The sequence below is a fragment of the Lactiplantibacillus sp. 30.2.29 genome (genome assembly GCF_018991255.1).
Classification (GTDB): domain Bacteria; phylum Bacillota; class Bacilli; order Lactobacillales; family Lactobacillaceae; genus Lactiplantibacillus; species Lactiplantibacillus pentosus.
On the sequence record NZ_JAGYGU010000006.1, the window covers coordinates 96,690 to 115,927 of the forward strand.

Annotated in this window: 16 protein-coding genes; 5 read left to right on the forward strand and 11 right to left on the reverse strand. The window is 47.8% G+C overall.

The window, feature by feature from the left end; genetic code table 11:
• Nucleotides 1–111: 111 nt before the first annotated feature.
• Nucleotides 112–1,137 carry an NADP-dependent oxidoreductase gene (locus tag KGF65_RS04920; protein ID WP_101872597.1) on the forward strand — a complete coding sequence of 342 codons (1,026 nt, stop codon included), beginning with the start codon at nucleotides 112–114 and terminating at the stop codon, nucleotides 1,135–1,137.
• An 18-nt stretch (nucleotides 1,138–1,155) separates the two neighbouring features.
• Nucleotides 1,156–1,833: a type 1 glutamine amidotransferase domain-containing protein gene (locus KGF65_RS04925; RefSeq protein WP_216748171.1), complete on the forward strand. Its 678-nt coding sequence runs from the start codon at nucleotides 1,156–1,158 to the stop codon at nucleotides 1,831–1,833.
• Between the two features lie 65 nt (nucleotides 1,834–1,898).
• Here KGF65_RS04925 and KGF65_RS04930 read toward each other — a convergent pair whose 3' ends face one another.
• The 4 genes from KGF65_RS04930 to KGF65_RS04945 all read right to left on the reverse strand — a co-directional run bounded on the left by KGF65_RS04930 (nucleotide 1,899) and on the right by KGF65_RS04945 (nucleotide 6,562).
• On the reverse strand, nucleotides 1,899–2,384 hold the full coding sequence (locus tag KGF65_RS04930; RefSeq protein WP_101872595.1) for a GNAT family N-acetyltransferase: 486 nt from the start codon (nucleotides 2,382–2,384) through the stop codon (nucleotides 1,899–1,901).
• Nucleotides 2,385–2,560: 176 nt separating this feature from the next.
• On the reverse strand, nucleotides 2,561–3,442 hold the full coding sequence (locus tag KGF65_RS04935) for a DMT family transporter (RefSeq protein WP_101872594.1): 882 nt from the start codon (nucleotides 3,440–3,442) through the stop codon (nucleotides 2,561–2,563).
• A 166-nt stretch (nucleotides 3,443–3,608) separates the two neighbouring features.
• Nucleotides 3,609–5,600 (reverse strand): GTP-binding protein, encoded by a 1,992-nt coding sequence (locus KGF65_RS04940; RefSeq protein WP_216748172.1) that lies wholly within the window; start codon nucleotides 5,598–5,600, stop codon nucleotides 3,609–3,611.
• A 296-nt stretch (nucleotides 5,601–5,896) separates the two neighbouring features.
• Entirely contained in the window at nucleotides 5,897–6,562 is a 666-nt protein-coding gene (locus KGF65_RS04945) for a type 1 glutamine amidotransferase (RefSeq protein WP_088770301.1), read from the reverse strand.
• 145 nt (nucleotides 6,563–6,707) lie between these two features.
• On the opposite strand from KGF65_RS04945, the gene KGF65_RS04950 reads away from it, so the two are divergent.
• Together KGF65_RS04950 and KGF65_RS04955 are read left to right on the forward strand one after the other, a co-directional pair.
• A complete protein-coding gene (locus KGF65_RS04950) occupies nucleotides 6,708–7,157 on the forward strand; it encodes an ASCH domain-containing protein (protein WP_021338311.1) in 450 nt (149 codons plus the stop codon).
• A 77-nt stretch (nucleotides 7,158–7,234) separates the two neighbouring features.
• A complete protein-coding gene (locus KGF65_RS04955; RefSeq protein WP_105923456.1) occupies nucleotides 7,235–8,659 on the forward strand; it encodes a 4-hydroxyphenylacetate 3-hydroxylase N-terminal domain-containing protein in 1,425 nt (474 codons plus the stop codon).
• Between the two features lie 99 nt (nucleotides 8,660–8,758).
• Here the strand turns inward: KGF65_RS04955 and KGF65_RS04960 are convergent, their stop codons facing one another.
• Nucleotides 8,759–9,505, reverse strand: a complete 747-nt coding sequence (locus KGF65_RS04960) for a tyrosine-protein phosphatase (protein WP_101872591.1) — start codon at nucleotides 9,503–9,505, stop codon at nucleotides 8,759–8,761.
• Between the two features lie 214 nt (nucleotides 9,506–9,719).
• Complete coding sequence (locus KGF65_RS04965) at nucleotides 9,720–11,063, reverse strand: threonine/serine exporter ThrE family protein (RefSeq protein WP_101872590.1); 1,344 nt, start codon at nucleotides 11,061–11,063, stop codon at nucleotides 9,720–9,722.
• Nucleotides 11,064–12,598: 1,535 nt separating this feature from the next.
• Between KGF65_RS04965 and KGF65_RS04970 the strand changes: the two genes are divergently transcribed.
• Nucleotides 12,599–13,615: a choloylglycine hydrolase family protein gene (locus KGF65_RS04970; protein ID WP_216748173.1), complete on the forward strand. Its 1,017-nt coding sequence runs from the start codon at nucleotides 12,599–12,601 to the stop codon at nucleotides 13,613–13,615.
• Nucleotides 13,616–13,713: 98 nt separating this feature from the next.
• Here the strand turns inward: KGF65_RS04970 and pgmB are convergent, their stop codons facing one another.
• From pgmB to KGF65_RS04995, 5 genes are all read right to left on the reverse strand, one after another.
• The gene (pgmB, locus tag KGF65_RS04975) at nucleotides 13,714–14,385 is read right to left on the reverse strand and encodes a beta-phosphoglucomutase (RefSeq protein ID WP_003637315.1); all 672 of its coding nucleotides are present in this window, start codon (nucleotides 14,383–14,385) and stop codon (nucleotides 13,714–13,716) included.
• Nucleotides 14,386–14,712: 327 nt separating this feature from the next.
• The gene (locus KGF65_RS04980; RefSeq protein ID WP_101872588.1) at nucleotides 14,713–16,248 is read right to left on the reverse strand and encodes a CdaR family transcriptional regulator; all 1,536 of its coding nucleotides are present in this window, start codon (nucleotides 16,246–16,248) and stop codon (nucleotides 14,713–14,715) included.
• 403 nt (nucleotides 16,249–16,651) lie between these two features.
• Nucleotides 16,652–17,305 carry a nitroreductase family protein gene (locus KGF65_RS04985; RefSeq protein WP_101872586.1) on the reverse strand — a complete coding sequence of 218 codons (654 nt, stop codon included), beginning with the start codon at nucleotides 17,303–17,305 and terminating at the stop codon, nucleotides 16,652–16,654.
• A gap of 25 nt (nucleotides 17,306–17,330) precedes the next feature.
• Nucleotides 17,331–18,176: an acetoacetate decarboxylase family protein gene (locus KGF65_RS04990; protein WP_216748174.1), complete on the reverse strand. Its 846-nt coding sequence runs from the start codon at nucleotides 18,174–18,176 to the stop codon at nucleotides 17,331–17,333.
• Nucleotides 18,177–18,208: 32 nt separating this feature from the next.
• A complete protein-coding gene (locus KGF65_RS04995) occupies nucleotides 18,209–19,069 on the reverse strand; it encodes an SDR family NAD(P)-dependent oxidoreductase (RefSeq protein ID WP_216748175.1) in 861 nt (286 codons plus the stop codon).
• Nucleotides 19,070–19,238 lie beyond the last annotated feature (169 nt).

Sequence of the window (19,238 nt, forward strand, 5' to 3'; positions counted from 1 at the left end):
CAAACGACGAAAGTCAAACAATAATTGTTGACTTTTAGTAAGCGACGGTCTAAAATCAGCACCATGCTTTGTTCAAGGTGTTAAACGCTTGAACGGATACGGAGGAACCTTATGAAGGCAGCACAGATTAACCATTATAAACAAGCCACTCTGACACTTACAGACACGCCAGTTCCTGTCGTTGGCGCCCACGACGTCCTGGTCAAAATTATGGCCGCGAGCATTAATCCGCTCGATTTAAAAATTATGGCCGGTGGTATCCGACCCCTGCTCAAATATCACATGCCGTTAACGTTGGGTAATGATTTTGCCGGCGTAATTACTGAAGTTGGTGCTCAAGTCACAGCTTTCAAAGTTGGCGATGCAGTCTATGGCCGTGCGCCTAAAGACCGTATCGGTACCTTCGCTGAGTTTATCGCGATCGATCATACTGCCATTGCCTTCAAGCCACAGAACCTGACTTTCACCGAGGCCGCCGCAATTCCACTAGTTGGTCTCACGAGCTACCAAGCGTTACACGATATCATGCAGCTTCAGCCTGGTCAAAAAGTCTTTATTCCCGGTGGTTCAGGTGGTATCGGTAGTCTGGCGATTCAGCTGGCAAAGTACTTCGGCGCATTCGTTGCCACAACCACTAGCCTGCAACATTTCGACCTCGTCCGGTCCTTAGGTGCCGACAAGATTATCGATTATCATCAGCAAAACTTTGCGGACGTATTAACTGATTACGATGCGGTCCTCGATACTCGGGGTGGTCAGGACTTACAAGCAGCCTTCAAAATCATTAAACCGGGCGGCCACGTTGTCAGTATCGCCGGCTTACCTAACGCTCGGTTTGGCAAATCTTACGGTGTGCCTATCTGGAAACAATGGTTGTTTGCTCTCGCGACCCGGTCCCTCAGTCGGTTAGAAAAGCAAACGCACGCGACCTATGATTTCTTGTTTATGCATCCGAGTGGTCAGCAGTTGACCATTCTAAACGAACTACTGGCGCAAGGCACACTGCGGCCAATTATCGACCGCGTGATGCCACTTGATCAAATTAATGACGCGTTACAATATTCGCATTCCGGCCACGCGACTGGCAAAATTGTCATTGAAGTTGCAACGACTTCAGCTGACCAGAATGCGCACTAATTTTAGGAGTGATTAACAATGAAAAAAGTGCTGATCGTCGAAACTAACGTCATGCGTTACCAAGGTACCAACGACCCCACCGGTTTATGGTTGGGCGAAGCAGCAGAGTTTGTCGATGAAATGCAGCGAGCCCACATTGACGTGGATTACGTCAGTCCGAAGGGTGGCTTCGTGCCACTAGATCCACGCAGCATGAAGTACACGGACGCCGCAACCATGGCGATTTACGAAAACCCTGATTTTATCGACCGCGCCCTGAGCCATACCTTGACACCCAGTCAGATCAAGCCTGAGGATTACGCCGCCATTTATTATACCGGCGGCCATGGTGTCATGTGGGATTTTCCAGATAATCCTGAATTGCAGGCCATTGCCAGTGCCATCTATCAGCACGGCGGCTATGTCACTTCCGTCTGCCATGGGATTGCTGGCCTGTTCAACATCAAGGACGCAAACGGGCAATTCCTGATTGCGGGCAAAACAATTACCGGCTTTACTGCCACTGAAGAGCGTCTCGCCGGCAAAAAACGGGTCGTGCCCTTCCTTAATCGCGACCAAGCAACCGCGCACGGCGCCACGTTTAGCCAACACAGTTTTTACAGTGAATATGCCGTCACTGACGGTCGACTGATTACGGGCCAAAATCCATTTTCAGTCCGCGCCGTTGCGACACAATTAATTACTAAGCTCGCTTAAAAGATGAGCAATCCACCAAGTATGCCGAATACCGACACACTTGAACGGACTGCTCATCTTTTAAATCACGTAATAAAAATGCGTTCATGTAACGTCCCAAAAGGCGCCTGATCGACATATTGGCGACCAGTATCACGGAACCCATGTTGACGATAAAACTGTTGCGCAGTGTCATTGTTAGCCAAGACCAATAGATAGATTTGCAAAAAATCAGCACGCAACTGTTGCAGGGCCGTCGTGATTAAATGGTGCCCGACCCCATCATGCTGATACGCTGGGCGCACGTATAACGAATACAACTCGCCCCACCCTGCATATGCCACATTACGGGCCGGACCATATGTACAGACACCGATGATTTCACCGGCAGCCGTTACCGCCAGTAACATATTGCGCCAATGTCGTTCAGGACGCCAAATAGCGGGTGTGAGTTGCTTAAGGGCCGCTTCAGGAATTAAGTCGCGATATGCTGATAACCAAGTCTCGTAATAGACCTTTCGAATCGACGCAAAATCACTGTCCGCTCGCGCTGGTTCAATATGATAAGTCATTTTGCTCGCCACCTTTCAAGTTGGTCCTAGATTACCCAAAATGTGTCGTTGAGGCAACTAATCAGTGGTCACGTTGAGTAATGGAATGATTTTTTAGGAATGTTTCACGTGAAACATTCCTAAAAGCCACCAGCGAGTTCAACCTCGCTGGTGGCTTTGTACGTAACTATTAATTTTTAGCGCATCCGCCGCCGATTCAACACATTCGGTAAAATAACAGCCGTAATGATGACAACAACTCCCACCATCTGAACCCAATCAACGGTTTCACCTAATAATACAAATGCCACGACAATCGAAGCTGGCAATTCCAACGAAGAAAGAATTGGCCCAATGCCCAACTCCAAGTATGGCATGAATAGTGAATACATGACCAACGGGAAAACCATGGAAAAGAGTGCAATTAGCACACCCCAACCGACCGTTGCTGGCGTGGTTGGTGCGGTAATCAATTGCGGCGACCACAAGATGGCAATGAGTATGAAAGCCCCCAAACACAGCAACCACGTTTTCGATAACGGGTCGAGGTTATTGCCTAAGCTAGCTGTGAACTGCATCGTACAAGCATATGAACAAGCGGCCAAGAAGCTAAGCAACAAGCCCCATGGTGAGAGTGCCTGCGTAATCGGAAACAGGCCAGCAGCTAAAATCGTGCCTAGCAATACCAAAACAATGCTGACCGTTTGTAGTCGTGAGGGGCGCCGATGATGAATGACTGCCCCTAGTAACGTCGACAACCAGACTGCCTGCATCAGCATCACTGCAGCCACGGCAACTGGGATAAGTTTCAGTGCCTGAATATAAAAGGTATTAGTAAACCCTGATGCCGTTCCTGCCGCAATCACCAGGCCAATTTGCTTCCAACTCGTTGCCTGGCCTTTTAAACGTGCGTGTCGAACTAATTGAATAACACCTAAGATAACAACTGCGCTAAGGAATGACCAGAACAGCAAGGGGCCATTAGCCACCCCTTCTCGCCGCGCAATTTTAAACAACGATGCCGGCACACCAAAACTAATCGCCCCGAGTCCAACGAAAATGGGCGCGATTTTCTTCACATTTATCATCCTCTCATTGACAAAAATATATTGAATATGTGTACGATGCCACTCGCAAATAAGCTTGGGTCGACATACTGAAAAGCTACCACAAGCGTCGTATTAACTATCACACCCACAATCCGACTTTTCATAGTTCCTATTTTGATAATAAATTAAAATGCACTTATTCTGTATCCGAATAAACATACGCCACATGCGCCATCTCCGGCACCTGATCCCAAGCCACCGGATAACCCGCGCCGTGTGCGCAAAAGACGGAGTCAGGCGTGTTTTCCAAGTCTGCAGTTGGGACGTAGGATTCGTCCGCAATGACTTCATCAGCATTATGACACGGCCGATAGCCATCCACCACACACTCCAATTGGCCCTGACCATGCGTGTAGGCCCGCACCGTCTGCGAATAATCTTGCATCGCTGCGACTGGCGCCACGCCGGTAATCGTGGTCAATTCCGTGCCATCCGTTGCAACACTAGTATTTGCGACCGGTGCGTCGAACTGGCCGTTCATCCGTTGAATGTCCGTCATTGCCCGGCCTACTTGGTCTTGACCAACCTCTAATCGAAAACGATACCATGGCTCTAACAGCTGACAGGCACCTCGTTGCCGCAACATCATCAATCCCTGACGCAAAGCGCGCCACGTTGCTTCGCGGAAGTCGCCTCCGACTGAATGGACGATGCTAGCCCGACCGCTGATCAAGGTCACGTTGACATCAGTCAGTGGCGCCCCAACCAGTACGCCCCGTTGCGTCTTTGCCTGTAAGTTAGATAAGACTTGATGTTGCCAATTACGACCGAGGACTTCCAAGGAACAATCAGCAGCGAAGTGCAAGCCACTACCCCGGGGTGCCGGTTCCAGCAGCAAGTGCACCTCTGCATAGTGCCGCAATGGTTCAAAGTGGCCGACCCCTTCAACTGGTGCGGTAATTGTCTCTTGATACAAAATACTGCCAGTGCCAAACTGAACCGTTAGTTGAAACCGGTCCTTGAGCAACTGTTGCAACACCTCTAGTTGAATCGTGCCCATCACTTGTACCCGTAATTCTTGTAACGATTCCGACCAGGTGACGTGTAGTTGTGGGTCTTCATCCTCAAGTTGTCGTAGTGCCGTCAAACAGGCATGCAGGTCCTCGGACTGCGGATCGAGTGCGTACGTTAATACCGGTTGCATCAGCGGTTGTTGCCCATCCGCTGCAGCGCCTAATCCCTGACCAGGATACGTCTGGGTTAGCCCAGTAATCACACAGACCGTCCCTGCATTGACCACTGATTGGGTCTCATACTTCGTCCCGCTATAGATGCGCAGTTGATTGACCTTTTGCGCGCCCAGTACCACGTCTTTAGGATGCAACGCACCGCCAGTGACTCTGACCCAGGTTAGCCGTTCACCCTGCTCATCATGCGTGATTTTAAACACCTGAGCGCCAAACTCAGCCGCAGCTGGTTTTGGCAACGTCCAGTGGTCCAACCCGGTCATGAGGTCATCGACACCCGTTAATTTCAAGGCCGCACCAAAGTAGCAGGGGAAAATCTCGCGGCGCTGAATCATGTGCCGAATCGTCTCATCATCAATCTTCCCCGTTTCAAGGTAATCGGCCAAAACGTCGTCATTTTGCATCGCAATGTCTTCCATTGCCACATCTGGAACCGTCGGCGATTCAGCAGCCGTCGCATTGGCTTCAACCGTATTAAAGGCGACGCAACCAGGCGATAAGGTCTGTTGAACTTGCGCCATCAAGTGCGCCGCATCCGTTCCAGGCGCGTCCATCTTATTGACGAAGATGATGGTCGGCACGTGGTAGCGCGCTAATAATCGCCATAAAGTTCGCGTATAGCCTTGAACGCCATCGGTCGCTGAAATGACCAGAATTGCGTAATCCAAGACGGAAAGGACTTGTTCGGTCTGTGTCGCAAAATCGACATGTCCCGGCGTATCTAGTAATGTCAAATCAAGATTATTATATTTTAAATTAGCTTGGTGCGAAAAAATCGTGATGCCCCGCTGTTTTTCAAGCGTGTCCGTATCCAAAAAGGCATCGCCATTATCCACACGCCCTAATTGCCGCAGCGCCCCAGAACGGTAAAGTAGCGCTTCTGATAGCGTCGTTTTACCAGCGTCGACGTGGGCAATCATTCCCGCTACAATTTGTTTCATATTGGGCTCCCTCGTATTAGATGATTTATGCTTATGTTATTAGTATACCGGTTCTACAGACGTCGTGGACAATCAAAAGTCTCTGTAGCCAACTAAGTTATGTCGAATGCCAGCTTAAACGTCTAAAAATTGGTAATTCGCCACATTTAAGCCGCAGTGTGCGAGCTTTCAACCACCGAATAGCAACCCTGAAAACGAAAAAGCAGGCTAGCTTCGTTTAATTGTTCAGTTTTCTAAACAAATAGCCACCATTAAGACAAGATTTGCTTAATGGTGGCTATTCAACATCACAGTGCTTAAGCCGTGATGTAATCCAAAATAGTGTATAAAATGTCTTTGTTTTCGGGTGGAACTGGCGTTTGTAGGATTGTCTTCGCTGATTGGTCTAAAACTGAACCGGCGATATAGCGATAATCATTGACGACCATCTCACGCACATTGTCAGCTGCGGGTTCAAAATGAAACTGCAAGCCAACGACTCGATGGTTCATGACAAAGCCTTGATTTCGGACGGCGTCACTGGAAAATAACAACGTTGCCCCGGCTGGGATTTCAAACATTTCCTCGTGCCAGTGTAAGACCGACATTGTCGCCGGAATACCTGGAATGACCGTACTTTGACGAGCAACCGGTGCCCAACCGACTTCCTTGGCTGGTGCCTTCGTGACTGGGTAGCCCAAGGTTTTCGAGATTTGTTGGGCACCATAACACGCCCCAAACATCGGGACATCCCGGTCCAGTAATTGTTGAATCAAGTCCCGTTCCTGTTTGATCCATGGCAGGTCATCGTTTGGACTCATCGGCCCACCCAGGATAACGAGCATTTCCGTCTCATCCGCCGTTGGGAGTACACCAAATTGGTACGGATGATAGACATACATTGTATGGCCGTGGGCGTGCGCCCAATCAGCAATCATTCCTGGCCCTTCATTTGGGGTGTGCTGCAGTACGTTAATTCGCATAACTGCTCCTTTCCACAACGGCAATGTTTGGTATGGGTATCGCCTGCAACTACCCAAGATAGCGTCATTATACCACGCCAGTTGCACAATCGATTAGGCATTATGCTAAACTTAGACTTAACTGAAACTAATCGGAGGTTCGCTTATGAACGCACAAACTTTTTTCGAACAAGCTAAAACCAGTTTAAACTTACCAGCCAGCACTACCTTACAGAGTGCCTACCAGTTCGGCAGCGACGCCGATACTCTGGCACACCTCGTCCTAACTGGCCGTAAAACCGCAACGACTAGCGCTTACGACCTGTACGAACCCGACGAACCACTCCCTCAAGTGGGTGCTTACGATGTCATTTTAGATGCGCATGATCAACCCGTCTGTGTGACACACACCGACCAAGTCACGATTACTCCTTACCGTGATGTCGACGCAACTCATGCCTACCTTGAAGGTGAAGGCGACCGCACTTATGATTACTGGCGCCGCGTCCATGACGACTTCTTTTCTCAGGAATATGCAAGTGAACATCAGACTTTTGACCCCCAAACTGCACAGATGGTCTTGGAACGGTTTCATGTGATTTATCCAGTGCAGTAAAATCACCGTCACCCACTAGTGAATTCGCTTCCATTCATGGTATATTGGAATTAATTTCATCAGGGGGGAATTCACACATGCATACTATTGAACAGCTCGACGATGGCCGCGCGGTGTACTTAAATGGCAAACGGATCAATGTCGCTGAGGTGCCTATCTTTCGCAAAACCTTAGCGCTGAACAATCAATATTACGATTTACAGCGCACACATCCTGCAGTGCACACCTATCAGGAAAATGGCAAAAACTATGATATTGCGTTTAAGGTCCCGCGTACGGTTGATGATTTACGTCAAAAGCACCAAGCTTATCAAGAAATCGCTCAAAGTAACAGTGGCATGTTGGGACGCACACCGGATTTTCTCAATACTGGTATGGCAGTTCTTGCCGAACGGGCAGATTTTCTAGGCCATAATCAATATGCTGACTTTGCGGCCAATGCTCGAAATTACGCCAAATGGGTCAAAGCCAACGACATCTTTATCAGTCATGCCCTTCAAAATCCACAATTGAATCGGCAACGTGCCATCAACGCGATTCCATCTGGTTATGCCGGCGTTCATACAGTCGAACGTAATCAAGATGGCATCTTCGTTTCCGGTGCCAAGATGGTTAATACGATGGCACCGATTGCAGATGATTTATTGATTTTTAATCCTCCAGAACTGTTGCTCGAACCAGGTGACACAAGTTATGCGGTCGCCTTTGCAACGCCTTTGAACAATCCAGGAGTCAAAATCATTTGTCGTAAGCTATTAGATCATCCAGGCTATACCACCGTTGACTATCCGCTAAGCAATCTGCTAGACGAAATTGACGCGTATATTATTTTCGACCATGCTTTCATTCCGTGGTCAAAAGTTTTTGTAGACAATAACGTCGAAATGAGTAACCGCTTCTTTATTGATTCCGGTATGTTTATTCATACCTCTCATCAAGATGAGGTGCGCGGTATTACAAAGTTAGAATTAGCAACCAGTCTCGCCATTCGGGTCGCTCACGTCTTAGGACTGGATGGCTTCCTTGGTGTTCAGGAAAAGCTCGGACGTTTAACGGCTAACCTTGAATTAATTAAAGGTACGATTACACGCTCAGAGGATCAGGGCCACTTAGATCAATTCGGCATTTATACCCCTAGTCTTCAAGCACTACAAGCTGTTCGATCCACCTTACCGTCTTACTACGATCAAGCCCTCCGCGTCACACAGCACCTAGCAGCAGGCTCCATGGTTGGTACCCCTGGCTATGCAGAATTTGACGGCGATAACGCTACGATTCTAAAACAGGCGCTGACAACTGACCGGGCAACGGCCACAGAACGTACGCGCCTTTTGAACTTAGCATTTGATTTAACAAGTGCTGGCTTTGGGCAGCGTCAGCTAATGTATGAATACTATCACGGTGGGGATCCAATGCGCATTCGTTCCCAACACTATCAGCATGCCGATTTAACAGCCGGCAATAATATGCTCGATTCGTTGCTTGCAGAACATGTCGATTGATAGCGTTCATTACCATCCAGCTAATCATGATTAACCCAAAAACACGCCCCGAAAACGAGGCGTGTTTTAAATTACCATTATAAAATCAGTCCATCTTGACTAATCCGTCAAATACAGCTGTCGCAACCGTTGTAGCTCTGCTGCAGTCAAACCTAAACCGGTGTGTAAGTATGCGTCAAAGGTGCCGTAGTGCTCCTGAACCACTTCAAAGTAGTGCGTCAAATAATCTTCATCCACCACTAACGCTTCATTGACTGCCCGCTGTTGGTCAGGCGACATTTGGGCGGCGTATTGTTGTAGGATCTGCTGATTTGCAGCTGCCCGCGCCTCATTAGTCAATAAATAGTCCGCCATGATTTGGGTCTCACTCACATCCAAGATCTTTAAAAACAAGGCCGCGCCGACTCCTGTTCGGTCTTTGCCAGCAAAGCAGTGGAAAAGTAACGGTTCGTTAGGAACTAATAAGGCCTGAATAAACTGCCGATAACTTCCTCGGGCCGTTGCATCCAACGCCAACTGTTCATATAACTGAACCATGCGGTCGTGTACCGCACCCGTACTGGTTATCATCGTCTGTAAACTAGCATCGTTTTGCGTCACTTGCGCCAACACATCCAGGACTTGATAATCGACTTGCGCCCAAGTCACGTCTGGAAATCGCTGGCGCTCATCTCGACTGCGCATGTCCACGATTCTCGTTATCTTAAGTGTCGATGCCAAGTAATTGATTTGCGCCGTTGTCAGGTGGTCTAGTTGTCCTGAGCGGTAGAGCAATCCGTCCCTAACTACTTGATGCTGACGGTTACGATGACCGCCTAATGAGCGCAAATTCGTAATTGGTTCCATCTGCCACGCCTCCCCGCGAGTTGATACCTTATTGTAAATCTGATTCATTAGTTTTTCAGAGAAATACGCACGAAAAAAAAGCGTTTAACCTGTCGACCACGTCCTGAAGTCAACGGATTAAACGCGATGTGCGATTGAAATACCTAATCATCGTTTATATTTGCTAAGTCATGCAGGCGACCACGCGGGTAGCTTACCTATCATCAACCCAGCATCAGTCGAAATGGCGCCACTCATGGTCCAATAACGCGCGGGCAACGAAAAGTCCCAGTGGCAAAAACATGATAATCAGTACGGCCTTTGTCAGCCACAGCGCCCCGACGTTGATCTGGTTACTACCAATGCTGTAAATGGCGCGGTAAATGTACAGTCCAGGCACCATGATGACGATTGACGGAACCGTTAATGAAATCCGCGGATAACCATTATACCGATTAACGACTGAGGCAATCAGCCCCGCAACTAGTGCGCCACAAAAGGCTGCAGCGGCTGGTGGAACGGCGGTCAAAGACACCAATTCAAGTCGTAAGGTATTCGCGATAGCCCCAATGAAGCCCGCCGTAATCGCCATTTTCTGCGAGCTATTGAACATAATCGAGAAACCATACACCCCGCAAAAACTTGCCGGTAAGCGTAATAGCAAGGTAGCCCAGGGCGACAATCCTAAGGGCAGAAAATCTTCGGGTTTAAAATTAACCAACGTTGCCACCAGCCACCCGACCAACGTGGCAACTAAGGTGACCATTATCGCGTACGCTAGCCGTTCCAGTCCTGAACGCATATCCAACTTGGACATATCCAGCATGCTCGTGATGAACGGAAAGCCCGGAATCACAAACAGCATCGCCCCGATATAGCCGGCTTCATGTTGCGCTAGAATCTGAAAGTTGGCTTCAAATATTTTGAAACTAATCATGTAGGCAAGGCACGCGACCGCGACACTGACCGCAATCCCAGCAATCGTCGTCAGCGACCGTTTACCCATCGCTGCACGCACATAGTTGCCTAAGCCAGCTCCAAGAAAGGAACAAATCATCTCAGGAATACCACCGCCCAGCAGAAAAATAAAGCCGCTGCAGGCTAACCCGGCTGCTAAGCCCAACATCCACGGCGCATATTGTTTTGGCCGCTTTTGAACGTCATCAATGGCCGCGTGAACCTGAGCAACCGTCGCATGGGCATATTTACGATCAAAATCTTTGACGAACTGCTCCAAAATATTCAATTTATCCGTGTTCACACCGGTATTCGGCAAGGTTAACACCTGCGTATAACTGCGTTCGTGATGAAAACAAGTATACTGGATTGAAATCAACCCAATATCTGCGGAACACGTTAAGTTAAGGCTCCGGGCGATTTTATTCATCGCATCGCGTACCCGCCAGGCCCCTGTTCCACAAGATAACATCAAGATACCGACTCGCCCGACGATCGACGTCCGTTCCTGAATACTGGCATGCTTAGCTGGTGCGTCTTCATTGCGAATAAAATCTTTCCACGGAATCGTCATATGGTGCCGTTGTGATAATGGCACCGGCGACTTCTGATTATTATTCATGATTTCCTCCAGACTTAATCCCTAAAGTGACAACGCTTCTATTTCATTTTAGGCCAATCTGTCGGTTTTTGATAGCGTGGCGTTTAATTGTGATGGCTAAATGTTTCACGTGAAACATTCAGCCACCCACTTGTCACACATAGAAGAATATTTTTTGAAATGATAGTTCTTCATAATAATATAAGGTTGTTGAAACGGACACTTCTAAATTTTAGTTTGCCACTCCAAAGCAAAGTCAAAGGTCTGAGGTTATTTATCGCTAAAGCAATAAGTAATCTCAGACCTTTTTGGAAGATTAAAGTCCAAAATACTAACTATGATGGTACAAATAAATACATATCAATATTAAACAAACTGCACTTGTTTTTGTGCCATCATTCCAATAACCATACGCCCATATACTTGAAGATACCAAACTACCAAGCAAGGTAAGCGAAGCTATAATCGCACAACCAATTAAAATGTTATTTGCTAATTTTTGCGTCATAAATCACCATTTTTTCTTATTGCCGCATTGAGTTATGCACCCAAAGCAAGTTCATCAACATCTACAATAATAATTCCTGCTACGCCGATATCATAAAGTTAATATATCATACGTGTTATATATCCGATACCCATTCTTCCGAAATGGTATATTCTTCACTCCGGATCGTTAGGCATGGACAATTTCTTAAAGTACACAAAATTATACAATATCCTTCGTACGCTGCATTTATCTCCTAACTATGTTGAATACAAGCTTTGTAAAGAATTGCTTTTAAGATACTACCGACTATTCCATTAAACGTTTTGGAAACAAGTATTTAGTATTAAGTGAATTTATGTTAACTTAAAGATACGATTACGTACAACTATTAAAATAATGGAGCAGGTTATCATATGTAGGAAACAACAAAAATTATCTAGCATCGTTAAAAATGAACCGGAATAGTTTGGACGCAGTATTGGAATCGTTTCTACAAATCTGTTTATTACAGACGGAAACTGCTCGTCCGGCGCATAGACGGTTTAAGAAGTCGCAACATATCTTGATCTTGTCAAATTATAACGAGGTGAATACGATGAACAAACTGTTTTCTCAATTTTTAAATCCACCAAAGATGATATCCATCATTCTGATTTTAGTCGTATTATTTATAATCTACTACTTTGGTCCTGGAATTATTAAAAGCCTATATGAAGTTGGCTATCAGACAGGTAACGCAATTTCTAGCTGGGTAAAATGAGTTAATAAAATCAACAGTAATCAAGCCAATTTGAATTTCCCTCCTGAACTAACATCTCCTAAATAAATTGAAATTTTACGTGGCGACTGACCATCAAGTTGGCAGAAGTGCTTTGAGCTTTCACGACGGTTACGACCCTCGTGACCAGCGGATTGCTTTAATCGCCCCACCCGTCCGCTTGTTAAGTCAACTACCCGCTCAAACGTAAGGTGACCGTTCAATGCTGCCAGAGCATGTCGCAATTATCGCATCTCCTGGTTACGTCATGCTAAATTAACGGTATCATCTAGCAAAGGAGCGATTAGTATGTGTACCAGCCTAACTTATACCAATAGCCACGGCGGTCATTTTCTGGCCCGTACCATGGATTTTAACGTCGACTTCGACACGCGCATCATGTTCATGCCTCGGCATTATCGGATTGCCGGCGACCTGGGCGACTTTAAGACGACCTATGGCTTTATTGGCGCCGGTCGTCAATTGAACCACGAAATTTTTACCGATGGGGTCAACGAATGTGGTGTTAGCATCGTCGCCCTCTATTTCCCTAACCATGCCATTTATCAGCCACACAGCGACCATGCTAAAATTGAGCTTGCCCCGCACGACTTTGTCACCTGGGCACTGAGCAATATTTCGAGCGTCGCTGATTTACGTGACCGGGTCAAACACCTGCAGCTAATTAGTAGCACGGCGGAACTGATTAATGAAATTCCCCCGCTCCACTTCATGGTCAGTGACGCTTCCGGTGAAACTGCGGTCTTGGAGCCGACTAGTGGCGAACTGCATTTGATCAATAATCCCGTTGGCGTTTTGACGAATTCGCCGAACCTTAAGTGGCAGCTCCAAAATCTAAGTAAATACGGCACACTGACAAATACTGAACGGACGCTCAATAAATTCGTCAACTATCAGCCTGGTTCTCAGGGCCCCGGTACTGGCGCGCTCGGGCTGCCTGGTGACTACACATCCATGTCTCGGTTTGCACGGACCGTCTTTCTCAAGCATTACGCGCAGGTCCCCGAAACAACCACCGCGACCGTCAACTTGCTTCAACACATTTTAAATGCGGTCACGATTCCTAAGGGCGTTAAGGTCAGCGCGACTGGTCAAGCAACCTACACGGAATACCGCAGCTACATGGACCTCAATCATCAGACTTACGCGCTGGAATTATATGAAAATCCCGGCGTGCTTCAGCAAGTCAACCTGACTGATCAATTATTGGAACATCAGACGATTCCGCTAGAATATGCGCTGAGTCAGACACCGCACGTGCAACTACTGACCGCAGATGTCGCGACACTACCCACGGCACGCTAACCGATTGAATCATTTAAACAGCACCAAAAAAGCTTACTTCATCGTGGCCCGTTTGACGGGTAATTGTGAAGTAAGCTTTTATTTAGTTGCGGCTGGAATTAGCCTAATGCAGCTTCTAGATTTGCTAAAGTTAGCTCTGCTGTCGAAGTGAAGTTCACGTCAGCACCCGTTAAGACGGCTGGGTCGCCAATTCCAATCGAAGTCTCGCCGGCACCATTGATCGACTGAATCCCAACCTTGGCATCTTCGACTCCCGCGCATTCTTCCGGTTTGAGTCCGAGCACTTCAGCGCCGCGGGCAAAGATTTCTGGGTCTGGCTTACCATGCTTCAAAGTCGATGGGTCCACGCGAGCTTCAAAATAGTGCGCTAAGCCCAATTGTTCCAAAACTAATGGTGAGTTCTTAGAAGCGGAGGCCAGTGACAATTTATAGCCGTGTTTGGCTAAGTCAGCTAAGAAGGCTTCGATTCCAGGTAGGATCGCCGTCTTATCCATCCCCTTCAATAGGTTGAGGTAGTTGGTGTTCTTCTTTTCAGCGTACGCCACTTTTTCGGCTTCCGTATAGTCGTTTTCCTTACCACCAGTTTTCAAAATCAGGTTTAAGGAATCCATCCGGCTGACACCCTTTAAGTTATCGGCGAGTTCTTCGCTCCAAGCCACGCCTAATTCATCGGCTAATTGATGCCAAGCTTGTGAATGGTACACGGACGTGTCGGCAATCACACCATCTAAATCAAATACGAATCCCTTAATTGCTGCAAATTTACTCATTACTAGTTCCTCCTCGTGAATGACTACTAGTTTTGACGCTCGTTATTGACCGGTATAAAATCACTTCGCAGACGGGCTCAACTCAGTCAGCACGCAATCTCTGACTAACGCCGTCTGTTCAATCTCACTTAGTATTATAAAACGCTTTCAGCCTCAATGCAACCGGTTGCATAACTATTTTAATCTTAATCGGTCTGGTACGGCTGAAGCTTCAGCTGATAAACGCTGTCACATCAACAATCTTCGTCTTTAATCGTTACTAGCTCCCAATGCTTCCAAGCTAGTTAGTTCCAGTTATAAACAACCGGTTGCACGCCTGGCTGATCACTAGTCCTGCGTGGGGATCGGGACGTCTGCTCGGTAGCGATACTGATGTTGCACCAGAAAGTGCTGGAGTTTAAAGCTGGCCGCTAATTTAAAACAGGTCTCGGCATCTCGTAAATCGCATCCCGTAAGCTTGGTAATGTGCTGAAGTCGATTGCGGAGCGTGTTAGGATGCACGTATAATTGCTTGGCGGTACGCGTCAATTGACAAGTCGCCTGCAAATACGCATCCAGCGTCGGTACTAATTCGGTATGTTTTTGGCGGTCATAATCCAGTAACAGGCGCAAGGCGGGATTAATGAAGAATGGCAGGATCTCGACATGATTGACCCGTGCTAAGGCGAGGTCATAGAATTGATCTTCACAAAAGACCACCCGGCCCCGGCTCGTCTTCAACTGGGCGGTACGCTGACACACGACATAGGCCGCGTAGGTGTCTTCCGGATTCACATAGTGTTGTGAGACGATCAGCCGGCAATCTGCCCGTTGCGCGATGGTCTGTAGTGTGGTGATAAAATCTGGTTGATTATACGCGGCCAGACTAATGGAAATCAGCGCGACACACTGCTGATGGTAAATGGACACTAGCACTTGTTTAAAATGCGGCAACATCAGATATTGCAAGCGTTGCTGTAAAATCATTGGCGCTTGGTCGGCAAGTGGTTCACAGCGTACCAGGACCATCGCAGTCGGTAACTTGACATGTTGTTCAGCAAACTGATCAGCAAATGTGCCACCCTGCCGTTCCGTCAACAATAAGTTTAATAAGCGGTCTCGCTGTGACTCGGCAGTCGGCATAATTTGATTTTTAACTAGCGAACCCGCAATCACCTGCCCAATCGAATTAATCAACAGGGCTTGGCGGTCATTTAGCGGTGTGTTGAGTGCCGGCATGACCAGGTACCCGATCGGTTCAGCTCTATTCGCTAACGGTGTAATCAGCATCGGTCCCGCTGAAAGCCGGTCCTCCGCGACATAGACCTGCGTTAAAAAATCAGGCGTATCCGCTGCGAAACCGTGGTCTAATAGCCAGCGCCCGACCCGATTAGTTTCGACCGCCGCGTGGATACTGGGACCATTGAGTTGCGTCGTGTGGGACCGCGACAAAATCTCCCCGTTGAGGTCAATAATCGCCAACGGATTGCCCAATAATCGAACGGCCTGCGCGAGCGTGGTATCAAAATCCGCCGTAATCGCGTTGATGGCGAACTGGTTGATGATATTTTGGAGCTCAATGTCATGATGCAGCGACTGCCCAAGCGTCACCAATAATTTCAGCAGCTGATTTTGAGCCGCGATGACGGTCGTCAGGCCTGCTCCAAGACTGACCGTCCCCACGATTTGGCGGTGGCCGCGCCAGTCGTAGGATAGTTGCACCGTCTGACTCGCTGCGGATTGCAAATACAGCCGATGCGTTGCCACCGCTTCAGTCGCACTCACAAATTGGACTTCCGCTACCTCCGGATTATGGGTAAAACTCGACTGTTTAGTGACATCAAAGGTCAGCGCTAGCTGCCGTAGAATCGCGTTCAATTTCATGAAAACCGTCCCCCTTTTCATCGCACCTATCGCCTTCATCATAAGCAATGTAAGCGCTTTTGTAAAGGCGGCTAAATCAATGATTTCATGCTTAAACGGCAGCCAGTTGTGCATCCTGAACTGGAGCTGAACATTATTGGTGACGGAGCCACTGACTAAGCGGCAGGGCGCCGATTCACGACTGGCACCTGCCATGAAGATACTAATAGCGGTCAGCGTGAGCGAGCCTCAATTTGCAGTCGTGTGGGAAGCGGCTGATAAAGCTAGTGATGTGGAAATAGCTCAAGCTGCTGTCGTGCTTGAACCGCTTGATAAATCTGTACCTTAAACTATCGTTACAACGGCCCTAAATCACAAAAAGAGTGGGTCAGCCCCGCTCTTTCTTCAATCAAATCAAATTCAATTATGCTAAGAAATCCGTCTGGGTTTTGGCGTCGTACCGAGTCGTGTGGAGTGGCTCCTGGGCGGCCTTACCAATCGCAATTCCCATAACTGGTACGTAGCGTTTTGGATCCAGTCCGAGTGTTGGAATCATCTTCTCGAAATCAATCCCAGAGAAGGCGTTAGCATCATAACCGTGAGCGCGAGCGACCAACAGGAGTTGCATCCCCACGATCGAACAGTCGATGGTCGCATCAAATTTTAAGAAATCTGGCGTCGCATGTTCATATAACGGCAGGAAGGTTCCTAGAATCTGGTCCAGGCGTTCCTTGGTAATATTGCCATCCTGATAGACCTTGTTCCAAACGTCGCGATAAACGTAGTGCGACTGCGTATCTCCGGCGATGAAGACGATGGCGGAGGCACTGTCGACTTGCGGATAGTTAAACTTCATAACCGCTTGCTTGAATTTTTCCTTAGCCTCAGGGGTATCGACGACCACAAAGTGCCATGACTGCAAATTGCAGGCTGACGGCGCCGTTGCGGCCTCGGCAATCATCTTTTGGAGCTCCTCGCGACTGATTTTAACATCCGGTTCAAACTGCCGAACCGAGTGCCGATTAAACATCACGTCTGCTAAATCGTTGTTAACCAAATTTTTTACTGCTTCTGACATCAGCTATTCCCCGCTTTCCGAATGCTTAAATAATATAAGTCGCTGCTTTTGGATTGAAGAAGCTCCGGTCATACTGGCCCGTTAAGAGTTTTGGCATCGTGGTGGCCGCATCGACCTCATCTAATTTCAACGTATTGAACATTACGGACGTCTTGAAGTGGAACCAAGCTGCCCCGAGTGGCTTCAAGACTTTCAATTCACCGAATGGATCGTCATCCGTCGAATCGAGTTGAATACTCAAGTTCCCAGGCTCAACCTGGTCTGCCAATGACCGTAACTGGGTCGCAACTAACTGGACGTTGTTAAAGTGGTTGGTACCGTCTTCGTGCTGGTCGATATTGTATTTGTAGAAGAAACTGTTCATTTCAGCTTCCTTGCCTAACGCTAATTGGCCCGCAAATTGTTTCATGATAGACGGATCGTTTAGCTCACCGGCAGTCCAGGAAACATTCAGCAAAGTCTTGCCGTGCCGCTCAACCGTGGCCGTCGCACTGTTGTCGTTACGCCGTAGTTCAATTGCATCCGCCAACTTCTTAGGAATCCCAGCCCCTTCCCGACCAGCAATAACGCCACTTTCGGCACCTGGTCCGTGTAACAATAGGTTGATTGGATAGGCGCCCATCATCTTGTCCTTATAACTAACGAGTGCAAATAAGCTCTCTTCAAGGTAAGGGGCACTGAACGTTGGTTTGCCCATATGCACCACGTAGCCGCAAACAACTGGCGCCATTAATTTCAATGGCGCTGGAATCAACGCTTTCAAGACGGCTTCATCGGTGGCGTAAGCGAAGCCGATCCCTTCCTGGTCATTCATACTTGGAGCCGTCAAAAAGTTCTTAACATCCTGATCACTTGCGATAAAACTTGCCATGTTAAAACACTCCTTTGTCTGCTTGATATCTGCTACATAATGCCATCCATGATATGCACGTCAGGGGCACCGTCCGTCACGATTCGTTTGACCCGATCCTCAATCAATGGATTGTATTCTGGATGCGTCAAAATGTAGAACCGATTGGCTTCCAAGGCTTTGAAGACGGTGTCCGCAATCGTATCGATTGGTTTACCGTTCGTAATGACGTACTTCGCAAATTGTTGCCCCTTCAGATAAGCTTCACTTTGATAGTACGGATCAGTTGGGTCACTGTACTGTGCAGGCCGGTGATTCTCGGTGTGATAGAGGTCCGTTTGAACAAAGCCGGGGCACATGACGTGCATGTCGATATCGATGCCCGCCCGCTGTAAGTCGTAGGCCGTGGCTTCCGTCATCCCGACTGAGGCAAACTTGCTGGCGTGATAGGAAGGCATTCCGGGGGTGTCTACTAAGCCAGCGATTGATGCCACGTTTAAAATATCGGCGTGGGTCTTTTGTTGAATCATGATTGGAATAATGCGTTTCATCGCATAAACTTGACTCATTAAGTTGATATGCATGATCCATTCCCAATCACGGGTTGGCAATTCCCAGATGCGCCCTGGTAAAGCAATCCCGGCATTGTTGATCAGCAAGTCGATTCGGCCAAATTTCTCCATCGCTTGTTCGACAGCATCATCGACACTATCTTCCTTAGTCACGTCAGCCGTGATCATCAGCACATCCGCGCCCTTGTCGAGAATATGCTGGTAAGTTTCCTTCAATGCAGGGCCATCAATGTCCACAATCGTCAGCTTCATGCCGCGATCGGTAGCCCCTTCCGCGATAACTTGACCAAATCCGTAAGCAGCACCGGTAATAAACATGACCTTATCTTTAAAATCCTTCATGATTGTCCGACTCCTCCTTAAATCTAATTGTGATTTGTTTAACTTAAAAAGCAGTTCAACGCCTGATGACCGGTCATTCATCTTGACTACGCTTTCATACTAACGCAATCATTCACAAGCGATAAGGGATGAAACCACCAGTTTCACAGCTGCCAAACTGTAGCTTTTG